Below are 18,661 nucleotides of genomic sequence, written 5' to 3'. Positions count from 1 at the left end.
CGCATCGAAAAGGCCTCGCGATAAGGTTGAGTGTGACTGCAGACGAAGCAACGCCTGAGCGCGAGGCCGGTCTGGCCGACGAACCCGAGGTGCGCGAGGCGCTCGCCGACGGCGATCGCGCCGCCGTCCACGGGGTCGTCGCGGAGCATCCGTCGTCGCCTCTGGCCTGGACCGAACTGGCCGACCTGGCCGATTCCGAGGGCCGCCCGCTCGAGGCGTTCGCCTACGCGACCGTCGCCGTCGACCTCGCCCGAGACCAGCTCGCGGCCGCCGGGTGGAGGCCAGGGGCATCCGTGTCGTGGGCGGAAGAGCCCAACCGCGCCTACCTGCGCGGGCTCGACGCGAAGCGCCGCGCCGCCCTCGCCCTCGGCCTCGACGATGTCGCGGCGAACGCGGCGGCCGAGCTCGCCAGCGCCGACGACTCGGCGCCAGCGCGCATCGCGAGCGAGTTCACCCCGACCCAGCAGCTCTCGCTCGCCGACCTTCGTGCGGCCCAGGACGCGGCCGACGCCGCCGACGCAGCCGATGCCGCCGATGCCGCCGGCACTGCCGAACCCTCACCCGACCCCTCCCGAGAGGACTGATACCTATGCCCGCAGCCGTACTCGTCGGAGCGCAATGGGGCGATGAAGGCAAGGGCAAGGCGACCGACCTGCTCGGCTCGCGCGTCGACTACGTCGTGAAGTTCAACGGCGGCAACAACGCGGGCCACACCGTCGTCATCGGCGGCGAGAAGTACGCCCTGCACCTGCTGCCCAGCGGCATCCTCAGCCCGAACGTGGTGCCGGTCATCGGCAACGGCGTCGTCGTCGACATCGAGGTGCTCTTCGAAGAGCTCGACGCGCTCGAAGCACGCGGGCTCGACACCTCCAAGCTGCGGGTGAGCGCGAACGCGCACGTCATCACGCAGTACCACCGCACGCTCGACAAGGTGACCGAGCGGTTCCTCGGCAAGCGCCAGATCGGCACCACCGGCCGCGGCATCGGACCGACGTACGCCGACAAGATCAACCGGGTCGGCATCCGCATGCAAGACCTCTTCGACGAGGGCATCCTGCGGCAGAAGGTCGAAGGAGCGCTCGACCAGAAGAACCACCTGCTCGTGAAGGTGTACAACCGGCGCGCCATCGGCGTCGACGAGATCGTCGACGAGCTGCTGTCGTACGCCGAGCGCCTGCGCCCCATGGTCGGCGACACCGCGCTCGAGCTGAACCAGGCGCTCGACGCCGGCAAGACCGTGCTGTTCGAGGGCGGCCAGGCGACCATGCTCGACGTCGACCACGGCACGTACCCGTTCGTCACGTCGTCGAACGCGACGAGCGGCGGGGCGATCACCGGCTCGGGCGTCGCGCCGAACCGCATCGACCGCATCATCGCAGTCGTGAAGGCGTACACCACGCGCGTCGGCGCCGGTCCGTTCCCGACCGAGCTGTTCGACGAGTGGGGCGACTTCCTCACCGAGCGCGGCGCCGAGTTCGGCACCACCACGGGCCGCAAACGGCGCACCGGATGGTACGACGCGCCGATCGCCCGCTACGCGTCGCGCATCAACGGCGTCACCGACTTCGTGCTCACCAAGCTCGACGTGCTGACGGGCGTCGAGAAGATCCCCGTGTGCGTCGCGTACGACGTCGACGGCACGATCGTCGACGAGGTGCCGGTGTCGCAGTCCGACTTCCACCACGCCAAGCCCGTGTACGAGGAGTTCCCCGGCTGGACGGAGGACATCTCGGGCGCCCGCACGTTCGAAGAGCTGCCCGCGAACGCGCAGAGCTACGTGCGCGCGCTCGAGGCGATGAGCGGGTCGCGCATCTCGGCCATCGGCGTGGGCCCGGCGCGCGACGCGATCGTGCAGGTGCACGACCTGCTCGACTGAGTTCGCTGCGCTGGTCGGAGGGCGGCTCGCTTCGACAGGCTCAGCGACCACCGGTCCCTGAGCCTGTCGAAGCCCCCTGAGCCTGTCGAAGGGCCTTGGGCCTGTCGAAGGGCCTTGGGCCTGTCGAAGCCCCCTGAGCCTGTCGAAGGGCCCTGGGCCTGTCGAAGGCGACCGCTACTGGTTGCCCACCGACTTGTCGATGTTGTCGCGCACGCCGTCGACCTGGTCGGCGTACTTGCCGCCGGTGACCTTGTTGGCCGCGTCGGCCACGCCGTCGAGGATCTTGTCCGAGATGTCCTCGGCCTGCTCGCTCTTCAGCACCTCTTGGATCTTGTCCTTGTTCTGTTCGACGAACTCCCCCGCCTGCTTGGCGAGGTCATCGAGACCACTCATGGAGGTTCCCCCTTCCGGTCGGCGACATCGCCGCCACAGGCCAGCCTATTGCGGGGCGGCGGCGCCCGGTAGGCCTGGTGGGCGTGGTCGGCACGCGCCGGGTAGTGTCGACGCGTGACCGCGACCCGCCCGCCCGCCGAGCCGCTGATCGGCCGGTTCATCCGCCTCGACCCGTTCGCCCCCGACGACCTGCCGGGCCTGCGCGCCGCGCTCGTGCACCCCGAGGTGTTCGCCGGCGGCTACGGCGGTGGCCCCGCGGGTCTGCCGCACGACGACGCGGAATGGGCGGCGTTCGCTGCGGGGCAGTGGCAGCCCGGCCCGACCCAGATGCCGTGGACCATCCGAATCGTCGGCGGCCCCGACGACGGCACGATCGTCGGCACGTCGACGCTCGGTGATCTCGACCTCGCGAACGAGGCCGCCCACATCGGCTGGACGGGGTACGACCCGCGCGTGTGGGGCACCGCGGTCAACGCCGAGGCGAAGCGGCTGCTGCTCGGGCTCGCGTTCGACCACGGCTTCGAGCGGGTGAAGATCCAGACCGACGTGATCAACGCGCGCTCGCGCGCGGCGATCGAGAAGCTCGGTGCGGTCTTCGAGGGAATCGTGCGGCACGCGAAACGGCGGGCGGATGGCTCGTGGCGGGACACGGTCGTCTACTCGGTGCTGCGCGACGAATGGCCCGCGGTGCGTGCCGGGCTCGATGCACGGCTGGCCGCGTTCGACGGACCGGTCACGCTGACGTAGCGATGGACGATCCGCCTCCGATGCGTGGGGGGCGTCGAGCGAGAACTAGTCGATGGGCGCCACCGTCAGACCCAACCAGGAGCAGAGTTCTTCAGACGTGTTGTCGGCTCGAGCAGGAAACACCGCCGTCACGCCGTCGTTCTGAAGGCATGGCACCAGATCAGGGACTTCATGGTTCGGCTTGCCGGCAGGCGGGGCAGAAGACTTCAGGCCGATGGCACCGATTCTCCACGCGGCCGCGCACATCTCGACAGGGTCGGTGCTCGTGGGCTGCGGCTGTCCATTGCCATCCGTTGCTTCACCGCCCACGACCGTGATGAACGGCGCAGTCGTGTCTGCCGCCTCGTAGCATTTGGCGGCGGTCTCCCGCATCACAGGGTTTGCGAGAACAACCCAAGCGGCTCCCATCACCGACGCACTGATCGCTCCAACTGCGCCGATCACCACTGCTCGCCTGATGTGACGCGCACGGCGCGTCACTCTCCCCACCCGGGCCATGAGGTCTCGACCGAGCTCGTCATAGTCTCGAGCGGTCGGTTCGAACGCGTTCATCTCTCCTCCGTTCTGATGTATGCGGACACATCCGCTCGGAGTGCGGCTCGCGCGCGGCTCAATCGATTGCGAACGACGGCATGGGTGGTTCGGAGCCTGGCCGCAGCTTCCTTGTAGGTCAGCCCTTCGACAATGCAAAGGCGCAGTATCTCGCGATCAAGCGGCTGCAACTTCAGCACTGCGGTATCGATGAATCGCTGGAACTCGTCGCGGGCGATGATCGCCCCGGGATCGAAAGTCGAGTCCATCGAGTCGCTGTGCTCGAGTGGTTCCGCGGCTCTTCTGCCCAGATAGCGGCGCCGATTGGCGGACAAGTATCGAGCGCTCGTCAAGAGCCAGGGCAGCACGGAGTTGCCGACAAGTCGTATTCTTCGACGTTTCTTCCACAGGAGCAGGAAGGTGTCCTGCATGACCTCTTCCGCATCCGGGTGGCGTCCCTCTGAGTGGTGGAGTTTCTCAACACCGGCGAGGTCAGCTGCTTCTGATTATGCCGCGATGAGTTCGGGGATGCTGTCCTCCTCTCCGGTGGTGTTCAGCAGGGCCATGGAGGCGTCGCTGAAGTAGCGGCGGTCGGCGCTGTCCCATTCGTCGTGCTGCTCGATCAGGACGTGCCCGGCGAGGCGCAGCAGCGCGGCAGGGTTGGGGAAGGTGCCGACGACGTCGGTGCGGCGCTTGATCTCCTTGTTCAGCCGTTCCAGCGGGTTCGTGGACCAGATCTGCTGCCAGTGCGCGGCCGGGAACCCGGTGAACGCGAGGAGCTCATCGCGGGCATCCTCGAGCATCTCGGCGATGGCCGGATGGGAGCGTTCGAGCATGCGAACGACCTCCCCGAACTGTGCTTTGACGAGGCTGGCCTTGCCGCGCGGGACGAACACGGTGCGGATGATGGAGGCGACCATCGGGCCGGCGACCTTGGGGACCTTCGCCAGGACGTTGCGCATGAAGTGAACCCGGCAGCGCTGCCACGAGACGCCTTGGAACGCGACCTGGATGGCTTTGATCAGCCCGGAGTGGGCGTCGGAGATCACCAGGCGCACTCCGCCGAGACCGCGGGCCTTCAACGACCGGAAGAACGCCGTCCAGAACGGCTCGGACTCCGTATCGCCGACGTCGAAGCCGAGGACTTGCCGGGTGCCGTCGGAGGCGACGCCGATCGCCACGACGATCGCCTGCGAGACAACCTGACGACCGACACGGGCCTTGCAGTAGGTCGCATCGACGAACACATACGGGTAGTCCTGGGCGTCCAGCGGCCGTTCGCGGAACGCGGCGACGTCCTCGTCGAGGTCCTGGCAGATGCGAGACACCTCGGACTTGGAGATCCCCGAATCGGCGCCGAGCGCCTTGACGAGGTCGTCGACCTTCCGGGTCGAGACACCGTGGACGTAAGCCTCCATCACGACCGCGAACAGCGCCTGATCGACCCGGCGGCGCCGCTCCAGCAGCGACGGGAAGAACGACCCCTGTCGCAGCTTCGGGATCCGCAGATCCAGATCCCCGGCCGTGGTGGTCAGCGTCCGCGGACGCGACCCGTTACGGACCGCGACACGCCCCTCCGAGCGTTCGTAGGACGCGGCGCCGATGAACGCAGTCGCTTCCGCGTCGATCAGCTCCTGGTAGAGCTTCTGCGTCGCGAGCCGGATCCGGTCGCTGACATCGGTGGACTGCAGTTCCCCGAGGAGCTCGAGGAGGGCAGACTGGTCTAGAGCCATCGTGCGTTTGTGTCTTCCTGTGAGTGACTTTGATCGGTACTCACTGACCATCGCACGATGGCTCACCAGCGTCTACGACGCCGCGAGCCCTGCCGGAAACCCCACCACACCCGGGGACGCCACCCGCATCCGAGCGAGACGACAACTCGACGAAAGCACGCGCGAAGACAACCCGCCGGTAATCTTCATAGATCTCGGTCAGTGCTGTTGTGTCGCCGCCGCTGAGCCTCTCAAGACGGGAGCGATCGTCGCTCAGTTCCTTTGGCATCGTGTCCTATCGCTCAGCGCTTCTCTGATGCGGTCTCTCAAGGGATTGTCCCGGCAGAGTCGAGCGTCTCAAGCAGGCCGGATCTCGAGTACATGGCTCCTCGTCCGATGGATCCGTGCGCAGCTCGGAGCTCGCCTCGACTCCACACTGTTCGTGCGACACCAAAGCGTCTCAGATCGAAATGAGGCATAGGACACGCGCCCGGTGCGGTGCTTTGATCCATCTACCTGGTTCGATCGAATCGACCGTTGGGGTCGTCGAGTTCGACTCGGTCGAGTGACTCATGAGATGGGGTAACACTATGCGCGCAGCACGACACGCTTCATTGCTCGTCTTCCCTGTTCTTCTGGCCTCTCTCACCAGTTGCGCGGCTCCTCTGGCCGTCGCCGAACCGCCGGTCACCGCATCACCCGAACAGGCTGGCGAACTCCGAGGAGGCGTGACCGAGGAGGAGTACGTGAGTGCCTTCGAGCGTTTCAGCGACTGCATGACCGCGTCAGGAAACGACCTCTTCGCCGTCGAGAAGAAGGACTATCTCATCACGTTCTCGTACAGCGGCGATGCAGCTTCTGACGGGTCGTACCAGCGCTGCTATGTCGCCGAGTTCGAGCAGGTCGACACCGAGTGGCAGCTCGCGAACTACGGAGCCTCTGAGAGCGCGGAGTTCCTGCGCGCTTGCCTCGAATCCAGGGGTATCGTGCCGGTCGACCGCGCGGAAGATCTCGCCCCGCAAGCAGAGATGGCCGGAATAGATCTGAAGGACTGCGCGAAGTAGAGCGATGTCACGTGGGACTCGGCCGATCTGAGAGCGCCATAGCGCATGAGAGGGCCCCCGACCAGCGCGCATCCGCTGTCTAGCGGGGCGTGCGCCGCACCTCGGGCACGTGCAGTCGGCGCAGGAAGGCGTCGGCGCCGCGCGGTGCCCCGCGTCGGTCGGTGCGCGAGACGACCACCGTGGTGAGCACCGCGATCGGCACCGTCCAGGCCGCGGGCTGCTCGAACGCGGCGGCCGCGGCCGGCCAGGCTGCGCCGAGCGCGGGGCCGCCGAGGATCGCCGCACCAGACAGCACCGCCCCGGTGAGCATGCCGGCGATCGCGCCGCGCGCGGTGAGGCCCCGCCACCAGATGCCGAGCAGCAGGATCGGGCACAGCGTCGACGCGGTGAACGCGAACACCAGCCCTACGCTGCCGGCCAGGCCCGACGGCGACGTGACGAGCGCCACCAGCAGGGGCACGAGCGTCGACCCGACCGCCGCGATGCGGAATCCGCGCACGCTGCCGCCCAGGAGGTCCTGGCTGATCACGCCGGCGAGCGACACCACGAGCCCCGACGACGTCGACAGGAACGCGGCGAAGGCACCGGCGATCACCAGCGCGGTGAGCAGGTCGCCGAGCGGGCCGTCGACGAGGCGGTCGGGCAGCAGCAGCACGAGGGCGTCGGCGTCGCCGGATGCCGCGAGGTCGGGTGCGAACGCCCGCCCGAGCAGTCCGAACGCGGTGGGGAACAGGTAGAACGCGCTGAGCAGCACCAGCACGATGACGGTCGTGCGTCGCGCGGCGGAGCCGTCGGGGTTCGTGTAGAACCGCACCAGCACGTGCGGCAGCCCGAGCGTGCCGAGCAGCAACGCCACCATGAGCGACACGGTGCGGTAGACGTCGAGCTCGCCGGGCCCGGATGCGGCGGGGAACGCCTCGGCGAGCGCCAGCTCGGGCTCGACGCCGCGCCCGCCGACGATGAGCAGCAGCGCGATCACCGGCACCGCGAGCGCGGTGAGCTTCAACCAGAACTGGAACGCCTGCACGAACGTGATCGACCGCATGCCGCCCGCCGCGACCACGACCGCGACGATCACCGCGACCGCGAGCGACCCCGCCCACGCCGGCAGCCCGGTCGTGATGCGCACGGTGAGGGCCGCGCCCTGCAACTGCGGCACGATGTAGAACCAGCCGATGACGATGACGAGCAGGCTCGTCACGCGGCGCACCCAGCGCGATTCGAGCCGCGCCTCGGTGAAGTCGGGGATGGTGTACGCCCCCGACCGGCGCAGGGGCGCGGCGACGAACAGCAGCAGCATGAGGTATCCGGCCGTGTACCCGATCGGGAACCACAGCCCGGCCGAGCCGGTGAGCAGGATCAGCCCGGCGATGCCGAGGAAGCTCGCCGCCGACAGGTACTCGCCGCCGATCGCCGACGCGTTCCACCACGGCCGCACCGTACGACTGGCGACATAGAAGTCGCTCGTGGTGCGGCTCACGCGCAGCCCGTAGAAGCCGATCAGTGCGGACGCGAGCGCGACGGCGACGATCGCCGCGTACCCGATCGCGGGGTTCACGCGCCGCCCCCGTTCACGCGTCCTCCGTGAGCGAGCGGTACCTCGCCTCGTTGCGCGAGGCGCTGCGCACGTACAGCACCGCGACGGTGATCGCGAGCGGATACACGCCCACCGCCAGCAGCAGCCACGACAGCGGCACGCGGAACACGAAGGTCTCGTCGAGGTCGGGCACGAGCGAGATGACGAGCAGGAACGCGATGGTCGCGCCCACGAACCCGCCCGCGCAGACGAGCGCGACCCGCAGCTGCGAGCGGATGAGCGAGCGCACGTACTCGCCCTGGATGTCGCTGGTCGGTGCGCTCGCGCGGCTCCAGGCGACGGATGCTCCGCCCGGCCGCGGTGCGGTCACGCGCACGCGCTGAGGTGCTGAGCTCCCTGAGCCTGTCGAAGGGAGCTCGCCGTTGGCCGTTCGGCTCCCTTCGACAGGCTCAGGGAGCTTCCCTTCGACAGGCTCAGGGAGCTTTTCCTCGACGGGCTCAGGGAGCTTTCCTTCGACGGGCTCGGGGAGCTTTCCTTCGACGGGCTCAGGGAGCTTCACGACCGGGCCCGGAACGTCGTCGACTCGACCCGCTCGCGCAACCCCGGCAGCAGACGTCGGCTGACCGGCAGCTCGGCGCCGCCGACCGTGACGCTCGGGTGATCCCCGCCGAGCCGCACCCGGGTGAGGTGCGGCAGCGCCACCAGGTACGACCGGTGCACGCGCACGAACCCGGCCTCGGCCCACTGCCGCTCGAGATCGGCCATCGGCACCCGCACCAGGTAGCTCGCCTCCTCGGTGTGCAGCCGGGCGTAGTCGCCCTGCGCCTGCACGTACCGCACGTCGTCGCGTCGGATCATGCGCGTGGTGCCGCCGAGCGTCACCGCGATCATCTCGGGCTGGGCCACCGGCATCGGGCCGGTCGCGGTCGACGGCGACGCGTTCGCTCGCAGCGCCTCGACCACCCGGCTCACCGAACGCTGCAGCCGCTCGGCGCGCACGGGTTTCAGCAGGTAGTCGACGGCGGCGAGGTCGAACGCCTCGAGTGCTCCCTCTTCGTCGGCGGTCACGAACACGAGTGCGGGGGTGTGCTCGAACCGGCCGAGGGCGCGCGCGAGGTCGAAGCCCGAGAGCCCGGGCATGTGGATGTCGAGGAACGCCGCGTCGACCGGCTCGCGGCTGAGCAGCCGGATCGCCTCGGAGCCGCTCGACGCCTGGTGGATGACACCGATCCGCGGGTCCTGCCGCAGCAGGAATGCGAGCTCGTCGACGGCGGGCTGCTCGTCGTCCGCGATCAGAACGCTGATCACCGTTCCATCCTCTCTTCGGCGGCGGGCGGGTGGATGCTGCGACCAGGCTGCGACTTCGGCACGCGCATGCGCACGAGGGTGCCGGCGCCGACGTTCGTCTCGACGACGAGCCCGTGCTCGTCCCCGTAGACCTGCCGGAGCCGGGCGTCGACGTTGCGCAGCCCGACGTGGTCGCCGGGCGGTCCGCCCGCGAGCACGCGCTCCAGCGTCTCGGGGTCGATGCCGACGCCGTCGTCCTCGACGGTGAGCTGCGCGAACGCGCCCTGGTCCTCCGCGGTGATCGTGATGCGCCCGCCGCCCTCCTTCGCCTCGAGACCGTGGCGCACCGCGTTCTCGACGAGCGGCTGCACCGACAGGAACGGGATGACGGTCGACAGCACCTCGGGGGCGATCTGCAGCGTCACCTGCAGGCGCTCGCCGAACCGGGCGCGCTCGAGCCGCAGATACGAGTCGATCGACCGCAGCTCTTCGGCCACGGTCGTGAAGTCGCCGTGCCGCCGGAACGAGTACCGGGTGAAATCGGCGAACTCGAGCACCAGTTCGCGGGCGGTGGCCGGGTCGGTGTTGATGAACGACGCGATGGCGTTCAGCGAGTTGTAGATGAAGTGCGGGCTGATCTGGGCGCGCAGCGCCCGAACCTCGGCCTCGGCGAGCGCCGCGCGGCTCGCGTCGAGCTCGCCGAGCTCGACCTGCGCGGCCACCCAGTCGGCGACCTCGCCGGTGGCGCGCACGAGCCCCGCCCGCACGGGCGACGCGAACGCCACAAGCGCCCCGGCCGCACGCCGGCCGACGAGGATCGGTGCGGCCGCGGCATCCGTCTCGCCCGTCGCCGTGGGCACCCGGCGCTGCAACTGCGCGCGGCCCGAGTCGACCGCCTCGGCCGCGAGCTGAGCCGCCGCCGGGGCGAGCGCGTCGTCGCCGTCCACCGCGACGACCCCGGTCGCGTCGGCGAGCACGAGCGTGTCGCAGCCGAGCAGCGCGCGCAGGTGCTTCACCGCGCGGGCCGCATCGTGCCCGCCCGTCTCGGCGCCGCCGAGCCCGCCGCGCAGATGCGTGGCGGCGCGGGATGCCAGGTGCAGGGTGCGGTAGGTGGCCCGCTCCTCGTCGGTGCCGAGCTCCTTCGACGCGAGCACGAGCCGACGCAGCAGCACGACGATGCCGACCGCCAGGGCACCGGCGACCACGCCGGCCGCGGTCGCGAGCAGCGTCGACTCGGGCACCTGACCAAACTAGCCGTCGTTCGTCGTGCTCGCCGCGCCGTTCGTCGCACCAGCACCGCCGTTCACCGACGATGAGCGGCGCGGTGTTCCCGCTCGCCGGCGGCGTCACCAGAATCGTTGCACTGCGAACGCAGCGGCGCGGCTGCAGCCGCGCCTCGACCCCCCTCGAAGGAGTAGACGCCATGGGCAACGACGCCCTGAGCTCCGAGACGACGGCACCGCCCGTCGACTTCGGAGCCGTCCAAGCATCACCCGAGTTCCAGAAGCTGCGGAAAACGCACCGCAGCTTCGTGTTCCCCGTGCTGGCCGCGTGCCTCGTCTGGTACCTCGCCTACGTGCTGCTGGCCAGCTATGCGCACGACTTCATGTCGACGCCGGTGTGGGGCAGCGTCAACGTGGCGATGATCCTCGGCCTGGCGCAGGTGGTCACCACGTTCGCCGTCACGACCTGGTACGTCAGCTACGCGAACAAGCACCTCGACCCGAAGGCCGAGCAGATCCGCGATGAGATCGAGGGCGGCGACTTCGGGTCGACCGCGTCGGGCGTCGGCTCGGCAACCGCTGAGGAGGCGACCCGCTGATGCTGCACTTCGAATCCACCGCCGCCACGGCTGCAGCCGACAACTCGTGGCTTAACATCGGCATCTTCGGCGTCTTCGTCGCGATCACGCTCGTGATCGTGTTCCGCGCGAGCCGCAACAACAAGACCGCGTCCGACTACTACGCCGCGGGCCGTTCGTTCACCGGGGGGCAGAACGGATCGGCGATCGCGGGCGACTACCTCTCGGCGGCGTCGTTCCTCGGCATCGTCGGCGCCATCGCCGTCACCGGGTACGACGGGTTCCTCTACTCGATCGGGTTCCTCGTGGCGTGGCTCGTCGCGCTGCTGCTGGTCGCCGAGCTGCTGCGCAACACCGGCAAGTTCACCATGGCCGACGTGCTCTCGTTCCGGCTGAAGCAGAAGCCGGTGCGCATCGCCGCGGCGATCACGACGCTCGTCGTGTGCTTCTTCTACCTGCTCGCGCAGATGTCGGGTGCCGGCGGTCTCGTGTCGCTGCTGCTCGGGGTCGGCGACCAGGTCGGCCAGGCCGTGGTGATCACCGTGGTCGGCGCCCTGATGATCCTCTACGTGCTCATCGGCGGCATGAAGGGCACCACGTGGGTGCAGATCATCAAGGCGATCCTGCTCATCGCGGGCGCCGCCGTCATGACGGTCTGGGTGCTCGCGCTCAACGGCTTCAACTTCTCGACCCTGCTCGACAACGCGGTCGCGGTCGCCGAGAACCCGGCGATCCTCGACCCGGGCCTGAAGTACGGGGTCTCGGACGCGTCGAAGATCGACTTCATCTCGCTCGGCCTCGCGCTGGTGCTCGGCACCGCGGCGCTGCCGCACGTGCTGATGCGCTTCTACACGGTGCCCACCGCGAAGGAGGCCCGCAAGTCGGTCGTCTGGGCGATCTGGCTGATCGGCATCTTCTACGTGTTCACCCTCGTGCTCGGGTACGGTGCCGCGGCGCTCGTCGGTCCGTCGGTCATCACCGCCGCGCCCGGCGGCGTGAACTCGGCCGCCCCGCTGCTCGCCTTCGAGCTCGGCGGGCCGCTGCTGCTCGGCCTGATCTCGGCGATCGCGTTCGCGACGATCCTCGCGGTCGTCGCCGGCCTCACGATCACCGCGGCCGCGAGCTTCGCGCACGACATCTACGCGTCGGTCGTGAAGAAGGGCAAGCCCGAGGCGGGCGCCGAGGTCAAGGTCGCCCGTCGCACGGTGGTCGTCATCGGCATCGTCGCGATCATCGGCGGCATCGCCGCGAACGGCCAGAACGTGGCGTTCCTCGTGGCGCTCGCGTTCGCGATCGCCGCGTCGGCGAACCTGCCGACGATCGTGTACTCGCTGTTCTGGAAGCGGTTCACCACCAAGGGCGCGCTCTGGAGCATGTACGGCGGCCTCATCTCGGCGCTCGTGCTGATCGCGTTCTCGCCGGTCGTGTCGGGCTCCGAGGCATCCATGCTGAAGACCGCGGACATCGACTTCGCGTTCTTCCCGCTCTCGAACCCGGGCATCATCTCGATCCCGCTCGCGTTCCTGCTCGGCTGGATCGGGACCGTCCTCGACAAGTCGAAGGAGGACCCGACCAAGCAGAGCGAGATGGAGGTGCGCTCGCTCACGGGCATCGGCGCCGAGAAGGCGGTGCAGCACTAGGCCGCGCTGCCGTCGGCCCGGAGCCGACCAGACCCCGGCGGCGGGCGGGGGAGCCCGCCGCCGGACCGGCTCGACACGGCCAGGAATGCCTGCCCAGGGCGTGTCGAACAACGAGGACGGGGTCGGATGCCACGAGCATCCGGCCCCGTTCTTTCGTGTGGGCACGTGGTCGCGTGCCGGCCGCCCGCCGCCCGCCGCCCTCCGGCCGCTCCCCGGCCGGCGTCGTGCGCACGCCCACGCCCGGCTCTGCGCCAGCACGACGCCCGCTGCGCCGGTTCGACTGGCGCAGAGCGCGTCGAAGTGGCGCAGGCGTGGGTCGGGCCGGTGGGCCGGCCGTTCGCGGGGGCCAGGGGGCGGGGGCCGGGGGCCAGGGGGCGGGAGGCTCAGCGCCGGCGCAGTCGCGCGATCCCGATGATGAGCAGCAGCAGCCCCACGATCTCGACGACCGGCCCCACGATCGCCCAGATGAGCACGCCGCTCATGGCGGAGCCGGGCAGCACGCCGAAGCCCTGCAGCGTCCAGACGATGCCGACGGCCATCAGCAGCGCGCCGACGAGGATCATGAGCCAGTTCATCGCATCCGCCCCTCGATCACGTGTCGATCATGGCACTGTCGATGCCGCCGGTGCGCCAGCACGACGCCCTCTGCGCCAGATCGGCTGGTGCAGAGGGCATCGAAGTGGCGCAGACGTGCGCCGGTGGTGCAGGTGCCGGCGGAGGCGCAGACGGCCGGCGCCTACATGTTGATCATGTGGGAACTACCCCGGAATCACTGGGGAGTAGCGGCCCCAGTCCGCGAGGAGTCCGCAAGATGTTCGGCGAACACCTTCGCGATGGCGGCGCGACCTGTCTCATCACGCTCCGGCCAGAGGTGCCCGTACACGTCGAGAGTGATGCTCGGGGAGGCGTGACGCACCAGCGTGGAGACGGTCTTGACGTCCAGGCCGGACGCGATCAGGAGGGACGCGTAGTAGTGGCGCAGGTCGTGCAGGCGGAACCCGTCGGGCAGCCCGTTGACCTTCTCTCGAGCGGCCTTGAACTCGGCGTTCAGCATCGTCGTCGACGCCTTCCGCCCGAATGGGTTCACGACGATCGTGTCGGACCCGAACTTCGCCGGCATCTTGTTCAGCTCGAGCGCGAGATCCGAAGGGATTGGGATCGGCGTTCGTGACTGCTCCGTCTTGAGTGGCTCCCCATCGTTCTGGATCGCGGGCGTGATGACGCCGCGCATGAAGTCGACATCCGTGGTGCGGAGAGCGACGATCTCGCCGCGTCGGAGGCCCGCGAAGGCACCGAGCAGGATTGCCGGCTTCAGCCCTTCCGGCATGGCGTCGTGCAGCGCCCAGACCTGCGCTGTGGACGCGACGTACGGCACTTGTGAGCCCTTCTTCGGGCTGGTGCGGCGCGATACTGGGGAGCGGGGGATCAGGCACGACGTGAGCGAGCTGGACCGCCTACTTGCCGACGCGGAGGGGCACTGTTGGCCGGGCGATTTGGACGAGTCGGCGTGGCGTGTGCTCACTAACTGGGCGTTCCAGACCGCCTGCCTTCAGGCGGACGAGGCGGAGAATCGAGCGTGGGAGGAACGGATGGGCGAACTGGTACGGCAGGGGCTGTCGTATGAGGAGTTCACCGCACAGCGGATGGGTGCGCTCGATGAGAGGGTGCGATCGCGGAAGCTGACGCAGGCGAACCTGCGCTACTCGCTGGGCTTCCGCGGCGCGCGAAGGACCGCGCTGATACGCCGCGAGGTCCGCAGCGTGTTCGATGCGTGGGTTGTCGTCTAGAAGTCCAATGCGTCAGGGATTTCAGCAGCCTCGATCATCAGGGCGATAAACCCCAGATAGCGGGACGTGGGGCCCGCCACTCCTTCGCCATAGAGCGTATCGGGTGCAATCATCACTGGTAGCGGCTCCACGTTCTGTTCGGCGCAGTGCTTTTCATAGGCGGCCCGGAACCGCCGAAAGTCCCAGCATTCGCCGGTGCGCGAGAATGGCAGAATGGCCGGCATGGAGCGATGGCGGCCCTTCGGTAGATGGTTGCGGCGGCCCGGGTTCACCCTCGCCGGCGTCCTCGCCTTGCTGATCAGCATCGGGTTCACGGGTTGGCTTGCGATGTGGGCGTCCTCGGAGGAGCCGCCATCTGGCGCACAGAGCCTCCTCTTCGTCGTCCTCACAGCAGTCGCGCAGTTTGCAAGCGTGATGCTTTTCGCGCGAGGTCGGCCAAGCACGAGTTCGGTGAAGATCGCATTCCGACATCTGGTAGAGATTGGCAAGGCGGTTCACACCGCGCGCTCCGTCGCCGAGGCAGCTGTAGATGACGGTTCGGCCGGGGGCGCCAGGACGGCGCTGGGTGACCTGAGTGTCCGTCTGAGCGCGATTGAGGACCAGGTCGCAAGCTCGATTCAAGACTGGACAGATACACATGATCTGAGCCCGGTCACCACCCCTGAGGAGAAGCCGTGATCGAGGCAAAGGTTGCCCGCGTGCTCAACACCACGGATGTGGCGCTGAACAAAGGCTCCGACGCGGGAGTCGAGGTTGGAATGAGGTTTGCGATCCTCAGCGACAAAGGAGAGGACATTCGCGATCCAGATACCAAAGAGGTACTGGACTCAATTCAGATCGCCAAGACCCTAGTGAAAATCGTCTCCGTCACCCCGAGGCTGTCAGTCGGCCGGACGTTCCGCACCATCGAGTCAGTCGGATTCAACCGGATGTTGTTCGGCGAAACTAAGCGCCATGAATCGCTTCGATCAGATGAGTCACGTGTTCAGCAGGAACTGGACCCGAATGAGTCCCTTGTGAAGGTCGGCGACAAGGCAGTCCAGTACGTCGGGGAAAGATTTCCCGGGATTGTCTACGAGTTCTGACATACACGTGTACGCGCGCCTCACGCGCGCGCGTAGGTGTGACCGGTGTACGTGGACCGGACGGTTACCAATCCTTGATGACGCAACAGGCGGTGATGAAGTCGCGATCTTCCATACCGCGGGGCGCCTCTGCGACGCTGACGTGTCGAAACCCGGCGGGCTCGTAGAGACGTTCGAAGACCTTTTGTTGGGCGTCGACCACAAGGAACCGGCCCGCGACGTAGCTGCGTGCTCGTTTCACGACTTGCTTTGCTTCGTCGACCAGGATGGTTCCGGGAAGCTGATGGTTCGAGTATCGGTCTGAGCGGGCGAGTTCGGCGATGGAGTACGCGCCGGTCTGTTCCATCGTGATCGAGCCCATGAGCCGTTTCCGTGCTGAGTTCGATGCGTTGCTGAAGTCGAGCGACGTCAGGCCGATGGTGAAGAAGCCGGCGACTTCAATCCCGTACTCATCGTCGGGCGTGATCAGCACGTAGGTCCTGCTGTGCCCGTGAGCTTCCCACCTGTGCACTTCCGACCGTGCGAAGTTTTGCAGGTGAGTCGATCGTGAACAGTCGAATGCGGCGAGTCGCTCGTGCACACGATCCCGCAGCGTCGAGTACTTGTCCTGCGCGATGTCAGAGAGTGCGAAGACGTCGTACTCGATCGCGGGCTGTTGCGGCCCGCTCACCGCTTAGCGGAGGAAGCTCGGCGCGCCAACCTGTCGAGTTCGGAGAGCCGGCCGCTCGATGTGCTGGCGTCGCCCAGTTGCGACGTGAAGCCCGGCGACGAGACCGGCGCGCTTCCCTTGCTGACCATCGCCGCCAGTTCGGAAGCCCCCTTGTCGGAGAGTACGTAGACTCCGCCGAGGGCTGCCGTGGCCATGCGATCATCTCCCAAGATCTGTCGGATTGGTCGGATACGACCGGTTGGTGCGATACGACACGTTAGCATGCGAGCATTCGCGGATCCTTTGAATTGCGAATGGTGCCGCCGATCCTGATCACCCACTACGGGGGACACAGGGGCTCAGCCGTGGTGCCGGCGGAGGTTGTACAGCGCGTAGCTGATCCGCCGGTGCGCCTTGGTCTCTCGCCCGTCACGGAGCCGGATCGTGGAGGTGGTGAGTAGCTGGTTGATGAGTTGGTCCTCCTTCTCGAGGCGTGCAACTGCAGCACCGATCCGGTGTGCTTCTGCGGTTGTGGTTGTCTGCCAGTCGTTCTCGAACCAGAGGTGGAACTCGCGGGCGATGTTGGTAACGGATCCGGGGGAGATGCCGAATTGGCGTGCGGTGGCGTTTCGACCGCCGCCATCCCGGATGGCATCGGCAACTGCTTCGCGGAGGGCTCGGGAGAGCGGCATTCGTTTCGGCATGAGCCCTCCCTTCTCATATCAAGAGTAGCCGCGACAGCCAACAAAGTGGTGCCGGCCCAGAGGCTGCACAGGCTCGCGGGATGCGGCTACCACTCACCCCGGCGTGCGCGGCCACGTGCGTGTTTGATCCAACCAGCCCGTGCCTCAGCGTACGTGCGGCTGCCTGAGCCTCTTCGCCCGCAACTGCAGCGCCAGATCGCGACCGCGTACCCTGCGCGGTTCTCCGCCTCGTCGAGGCCAAGGAATTCGTGCATGAATGCGACGCTAGCCAGTCCCTCCGACACTGGTACTCGGCGCGACAGGCGGACTAGGACGTGGGGGTCGCGCTGGACGACGGCACCGGGGAAAGATTCAGCCATGGCCGAGCGAGCTCCGTTGAACGAGAAGCAATTCGAGGTGTTGGGGTGGATCGCCGAAGGCCATCCGCCAGACAGGTACGAGGGTTTCGCGCAACGGATCACGGCACGTGCGTTGGAGCGACGAGGGTTGGTGACCATCACCGGCCAAGGCGATATGTGGGCGGCGACCCTTACGGATGCCGGCGTGAAAGCTCGTGCTCACCCCGTCAAGAAGATCGAGACTCGGCGGAAATGTGACGAGATCCTCACGCTCGTCATGGAAGCTCCTGACGGGAAGGTGCGGATGGAGGGCTTGTCTGAGCAGGCGGTCGGGAGCATCAAGAAGCATGCGCTGAGTTCGCCGCTGAGGCCGCTGCACAAACGGCTCGACGCGAAGCCGGTAGGCGGTTGGGGGAGCAAGGTCTTCGACTGGTTCCTAAGCGATCACCTCGCTGATGAGGTGCCGGCATTCGCGATTACGGTTCGGGCGCGTCTCGTTCGACCGCATCCGATTGTGACGGAGTACAAGCGCGAGAAACAGTGGCATTTCGTTAGTGGTGCCTTGGTTGATCGAGTATGTCGGATCCTGCAGGGCGTCCTTGAAGCGCTCGAACGCGAGGGGATTGCGTATAAGCGAGTGGCGTACGGTCCAGTGCTGGAGATCCGCGATGACGGGCGTGTTTACTACCTCGAGATCAAGGAAATCGCGGCCCCGGGTAGCAAACACAGGAACTTCCAGTGGAACGATCCAGAGTTCCTCGCAATGCCGGCGTGGCAGAAGGCGCGCAACGGTTGGTCGTTCCAGCCAAGTGGCCGACTGAGCGTCGCTCTCAACACGAACCGCACGGTCAAGACGGCGCAGATCAAGGACAACCGGTCCGGTCGAGTCGAGGACAAGCTCACCGAGTTGTTCCACCAGATCCCTATGCACCGGCTGGCCGCTGAGCGCAATCGAATTCGTGCGAAAGAAATCGCGATCGAACGCGAGGAGGAGTGGCGAGTCGAACGCCAGAAGGCGATCCAGCGGCTCACCGAGTCGCGGCGCGCTGAGGAGCTCCACCGCCAAGTCGAGCTGTGGCGGCAATCGCGCGAGATCCGGGACTTCGTGGCTGCTCTCGAGGCCACCGCAGCGCAGCTGATTGCGGATGATGCGGACGCATGTCGTGAGTGGGCTACGTGGGCAAGCGCCTACGCGGATCAGCTTGATCCCACGCTCGGTGCCCTGCGGATGCCGGCTCCACGCCCCTTCCGGGCGGACGATCTCGCACCGTTCTTCCCAGGGTTCGATCCGTCGAACCCACAATGGCGGCGGCCGGCACCGTGGAGCTGGGGGTTCGAGAAGGTGAATCCGGAGACGGCGTAGCGGCAAGTCGCGTTGCGTGCTCGTTGTGGCTGTCTGTCAACGAATTCAGTGCGGGGTGAGTACCTCGGCTCGGACGCCGTCGATGGATCGGCCGATGGATCCTGGCTCGTCGGGCTTCCCCTTCCACACTTCGTTCCGAAACACGTA

At 67.6% G+C, this 18,661-nt stretch carries 23 protein-coding genes and 1 pseudogene; 10 read left to right on the top strand and 14 right to left on the bottom strand.

The features are described 5' to 3' along the window. The first annotated feature begins 32 nt into the window (after positions 1-32). Positions 33-584, top strand: a complete 552-nt coding sequence (locus tag MTO99_RS13015) for a DUF3151 family protein (RefSeq protein ID WP_243554070.1) — start codon at positions 33-35, stop codon at positions 582-584. 5 nt (positions 585-589) lie between these two features. Continuing rightward, positions 590-1,876, top strand: a complete 1,287-nt coding sequence (locus MTO99_RS13010; RefSeq protein ID WP_149160769.1) for an adenylosuccinate synthase — start codon at positions 590-592, stop codon at positions 1,874-1,876. 174 nt (positions 1,877-2,050) lie between these two features. On the opposite strand, the gene MTO99_RS13005 is transcribed toward MTO99_RS13010, so the two are convergent. Then, a complete protein-coding gene (locus MTO99_RS13005; protein WP_243554069.1) occupies positions 2,051-2,269 on the bottom strand; it encodes an antitoxin in 219 nt (72 codons plus the stop codon). A gap of 114 nt (positions 2,270-2,383) precedes the next feature. On the opposite strand from MTO99_RS13005, the gene MTO99_RS13000 reads away from it, so the two are divergent. Beyond that, positions 2,384-3,016 carry a GNAT family N-acetyltransferase gene (locus tag MTO99_RS13000; RefSeq protein WP_243554068.1) on the top strand — a complete coding sequence of 211 codons (633 nt, stop codon included), beginning with the start codon at positions 2,384-2,386 and terminating at the stop codon, positions 3,014-3,016. A 45-nt stretch (positions 3,017-3,061) separates the two neighbouring features. Here the strand turns inward: MTO99_RS13000 and MTO99_RS12995 are convergent, their stop codons facing one another. The 3 genes and pseudogenes from MTO99_RS12995 to MTO99_RS12985 all read right to left on the bottom strand — a co-directional run bounded on the left by MTO99_RS12995 (position 3,062) and on the right by MTO99_RS12985 (position 5,280). Beyond that, positions 3,062-3,568 carry a hypothetical protein gene (locus tag MTO99_RS12995; protein WP_243554067.1) on the bottom strand — a complete coding sequence of 169 codons (507 nt, stop codon included), beginning with the start codon at positions 3,566-3,568 and terminating at the stop codon, positions 3,062-3,064. Continuing rightward, positions 3,565-3,996 (bottom strand): annotated as a pseudogene (locus MTO99_RS12990) (RNA polymerase sigma factor); the annotation flags it as partial. The pseudogene MTO99_RS12990 and the gene MTO99_RS12995, both read right to left, overlap by 4 nt. A gap of 57 nt (positions 3,997-4,053) precedes the next feature. Next, positions 4,054-5,280, bottom strand: a complete 1,227-nt coding sequence (locus MTO99_RS12985; protein ID WP_243553753.1) for an IS256 family transposase — start codon at positions 5,278-5,280, stop codon at positions 4,054-4,056. A gap of 707 nt (positions 5,281-5,987) precedes the next feature. On the opposite strand from MTO99_RS12985, the gene MTO99_RS12980 reads away from it, so the two are divergent. Continuing rightward, positions 5,988-6,323 (top strand): hypothetical protein, encoded by a 336-nt coding sequence (locus MTO99_RS12980; RefSeq protein WP_243554065.1) that lies wholly within the window; start codon positions 5,988-5,990, stop codon positions 6,321-6,323. 79 nt (positions 6,324-6,402) lie between these two features. On the opposite strand, the gene MTO99_RS12975 is transcribed toward MTO99_RS12980, so the two are convergent. From MTO99_RS12975 to MTO99_RS12960, 4 genes are read right to left on the bottom strand one after another with little or no spacing between them, the layout of a single operon-like run. After that, positions 6,403-7,881, bottom strand: coding sequence for a sodium/solute symporter (locus tag MTO99_RS12975; RefSeq protein WP_243554064.1), 1,479 nt, complete (start codon positions 7,879-7,881; stop codon positions 6,403-6,405). 13 nt (positions 7,882-7,894) lie between these two features. Beyond that, positions 7,895-8,419, bottom strand: coding sequence for a hypothetical protein (locus MTO99_RS12970; RefSeq protein ID WP_243554063.1), 525 nt, complete (start codon positions 8,417-8,419; stop codon positions 7,895-7,897). After that, positions 8,416-9,168 carry a LytR/AlgR family response regulator transcription factor gene (locus MTO99_RS12965; RefSeq protein ID WP_243554062.1) on the bottom strand — a complete coding sequence of 251 codons (753 nt, stop codon included), beginning with the start codon at positions 9,166-9,168 and terminating at the stop codon, positions 8,416-8,418. The genes MTO99_RS12970 and MTO99_RS12965 overlap by 4 nt, the downstream gene beginning before the upstream one ends. Beyond that, entirely contained in the window at positions 9,165-10,388 is a 1,224-nt protein-coding gene (locus MTO99_RS12960; RefSeq protein WP_243554061.1) for a sensor histidine kinase, read from the bottom strand. The genes MTO99_RS12965 and MTO99_RS12960 overlap by 4 nt, the downstream gene beginning before the upstream one ends. Before the next feature lie 182 nt (positions 10,389-10,570). Between MTO99_RS12960 and MTO99_RS12955 the strand changes: the two genes are divergently transcribed. Together MTO99_RS12955 and MTO99_RS12950 are read left to right on the top strand one after the other, a co-directional pair. Further along, on the top strand, positions 10,571-10,969 hold the full coding sequence (locus MTO99_RS12955) for a DUF485 domain-containing protein (protein WP_243554060.1): 399 nt from the start codon (positions 10,571-10,573) through the stop codon (positions 10,967-10,969). Beyond that, positions 10,969-12,588, top strand: coding sequence for a monocarboxylic acid transporter (locus tag MTO99_RS12950; protein WP_243554059.1), 1,620 nt, complete (start codon positions 10,969-10,971; stop codon positions 12,586-12,588). Before MTO99_RS12955 ends, MTO99_RS12950 begins: the two co-directional genes overlap by 1 nt. Positions 12,589-12,971: 383 nt before the next feature. Here the strand turns inward: MTO99_RS12950 and MTO99_RS12945 are convergent, their stop codons facing one another. Together MTO99_RS12945 and MTO99_RS12940 are read right to left on the bottom strand one after the other, a co-directional pair. Continuing rightward, entirely contained in the window at positions 12,972-13,163 is a 192-nt protein-coding gene (locus MTO99_RS12945) for a hypothetical protein (protein ID WP_243554058.1), read from the bottom strand. Between the two features lie 194 nt (positions 13,164-13,357). Beyond that, positions 13,358-13,963, bottom strand: coding sequence for a tyrosine-type recombinase/integrase (locus tag MTO99_RS12940; RefSeq protein ID WP_243554057.1), 606 nt, complete (start codon positions 13,961-13,963; stop codon positions 13,358-13,360). A 61-nt stretch (positions 13,964-14,024) separates the two neighbouring features. Here MTO99_RS12940 and MTO99_RS12935 point away from each other — a divergent pair, with 61 nt between their 5' ends. Next, positions 14,025-14,375 (top strand): hypothetical protein, encoded by a 351-nt coding sequence (locus MTO99_RS12935; protein WP_243554056.1) that lies wholly within the window; start codon positions 14,025-14,027, stop codon positions 14,373-14,375. On the opposite strand, the gene MTO99_RS12930 is transcribed toward MTO99_RS12935, so the two are convergent. Continuing rightward, positions 14,372-14,680, bottom strand: coding sequence for a hypothetical protein (locus MTO99_RS12930; RefSeq protein WP_243554055.1), 309 nt, complete (start codon positions 14,678-14,680; stop codon positions 14,372-14,374). The genes MTO99_RS12935 and MTO99_RS12930 overlap by 4 nt on opposite strands. A gap of 145 nt (positions 14,681-14,825) precedes the next feature. Between MTO99_RS12930 and MTO99_RS12925 the strand changes: the two genes are divergently transcribed. Both MTO99_RS12925 and MTO99_RS12920 read left to right on the top strand, forming a co-directional pair. After that, on the top strand, positions 14,826-15,053 hold the full coding sequence (locus MTO99_RS12925; protein ID WP_243554054.1) for a hypothetical protein: 228 nt from the start codon (positions 14,826-14,828) through the stop codon (positions 15,051-15,053). Then, a complete protein-coding gene (locus MTO99_RS12920) occupies positions 15,050-15,460 on the top strand; it encodes a hypothetical protein (protein ID WP_243554053.1) in 411 nt (136 codons plus the stop codon). Before MTO99_RS12925 ends, MTO99_RS12920 begins: the two co-directional genes overlap by 4 nt. 64 nt (positions 15,461-15,524) lie before the next feature. On the opposite strand, the gene MTO99_RS12915 is transcribed toward MTO99_RS12920, so the two are convergent. The 3 genes from MTO99_RS12915 to MTO99_RS12905 all read right to left on the bottom strand — a co-directional run bounded on the left by MTO99_RS12915 (position 15,525) and on the right by MTO99_RS12905 (position 16,813). Continuing rightward, the gene (locus MTO99_RS12915; RefSeq protein ID WP_243554052.1) at positions 15,525-16,130 is read right to left on the bottom strand and encodes a hypothetical protein; all 606 of its coding nucleotides are present in this window, start codon (positions 16,128-16,130) and stop codon (positions 15,525-15,527) included. Further along, positions 16,127-16,324: a hypothetical protein gene (locus MTO99_RS12910; protein ID WP_243554051.1), complete on the bottom strand. Its 198-nt coding sequence runs from the start codon at positions 16,322-16,324 to the stop codon at positions 16,127-16,129. The genes MTO99_RS12915 and MTO99_RS12910 overlap by 4 nt, the downstream gene beginning before the upstream one ends. Positions 16,325-16,468: 144 nt before the next feature. After that, positions 16,469-16,813 (bottom strand): hypothetical protein, encoded by a 345-nt coding sequence (locus tag MTO99_RS12905; RefSeq protein WP_243554050.1) that lies wholly within the window; start codon positions 16,811-16,813, stop codon positions 16,469-16,471. A 357-nt stretch (positions 16,814-17,170) separates the two neighbouring features. On the opposite strand from MTO99_RS12905, the gene MTO99_RS12900 reads away from it, so the two are divergent. Further along, positions 17,171-18,514, top strand: coding sequence for a hypothetical protein (locus MTO99_RS12900; RefSeq protein WP_243554049.1), 1,344 nt, complete (start codon positions 17,171-17,173; stop codon positions 18,512-18,514). Positions 18,515-18,661 lie beyond the last annotated feature (147 nt).

Source organism: Agromyces larvae, from assembly GCF_022811705.1.
GTDB lineage: Bacteria > Actinomycetota > Actinomycetes > Actinomycetales > Microbacteriaceae > Agromyces > Agromyces larvae.
This window is presented reverse-complemented; position numbering and strand designations above follow the sequence as displayed.

Bases quoted from the DNA above. Each gene is read 5' to 3' on its own strand.
- MTO99_RS12910 (WP_243554051.1), bottom strand. From the start codon at position 16,324: ATGGCCACGGCAGCCCTCGGCGGAGTCTACGTACTCTCCGACAAGGGG.
- MTO99_RS12905 (WP_243554050.1), bottom strand. From the start codon at position 16,813: ATGCCGAAACGAATGCCGCTCTCCCGAGCCCTCCGCGAAGCAGTTGCC.
- MTO99_RS12985 (WP_243553753.1), bottom strand. From the start codon at position 5,280: ATGGCTCTAGACCAGTCTGCCCTCCTCGAGCTCCTCGGGGAACTGCAG.
- MTO99_RS13005 (WP_243554069.1), bottom strand. From the start codon at position 2,269: ATGAGTGGTCTCGATGACCTCGCCAAGCAGGCGGGGGAGTTCGTCGAA.
- MTO99_RS12900 (WP_243554049.1), top strand. From the start codon at position 17,171: ATGGCCGAGCGAGCTCCGTTGAACGAGAAGCAATTCGAGGTGTTGGGG.
- MTO99_RS13010 (WP_149160769.1), top strand. From the start codon at position 590: ATGCCCGCAGCCGTACTCGTCGGAGCGCAATGGGGCGATGAAGGCAAG.
- MTO99_RS12950 (WP_243554059.1), top strand. From the start codon at position 10,969: ATGCTGCACTTCGAATCCACCGCCGCCACGGCTGCAGCCGACAACTCG.
- MTO99_RS12955 (WP_243554060.1), top strand. From the start codon at position 10,571: ATGGGCAACGACGCCCTGAGCTCCGAGACGACGGCACCGCCCGTCGAC.
- MTO99_RS12930 (WP_243554055.1), bottom strand. From the start codon at position 14,680: ATGCTGATCAGCAAGGCGAGGACGCCGGCGAGGGTGAACCCGGGCCGC.
- MTO99_RS12995 (WP_243554067.1), bottom strand. From the start codon at position 3,568: ATGAACGCGTTCGAACCGACCGCTCGAGACTATGACGAGCTCGGTCGA.
- MTO99_RS12945 (WP_243554058.1), bottom strand. From the start codon at position 13,163: ATGAACTGGCTCATGATCCTCGTCGGCGCGCTGCTGATGGCCGTCGGC.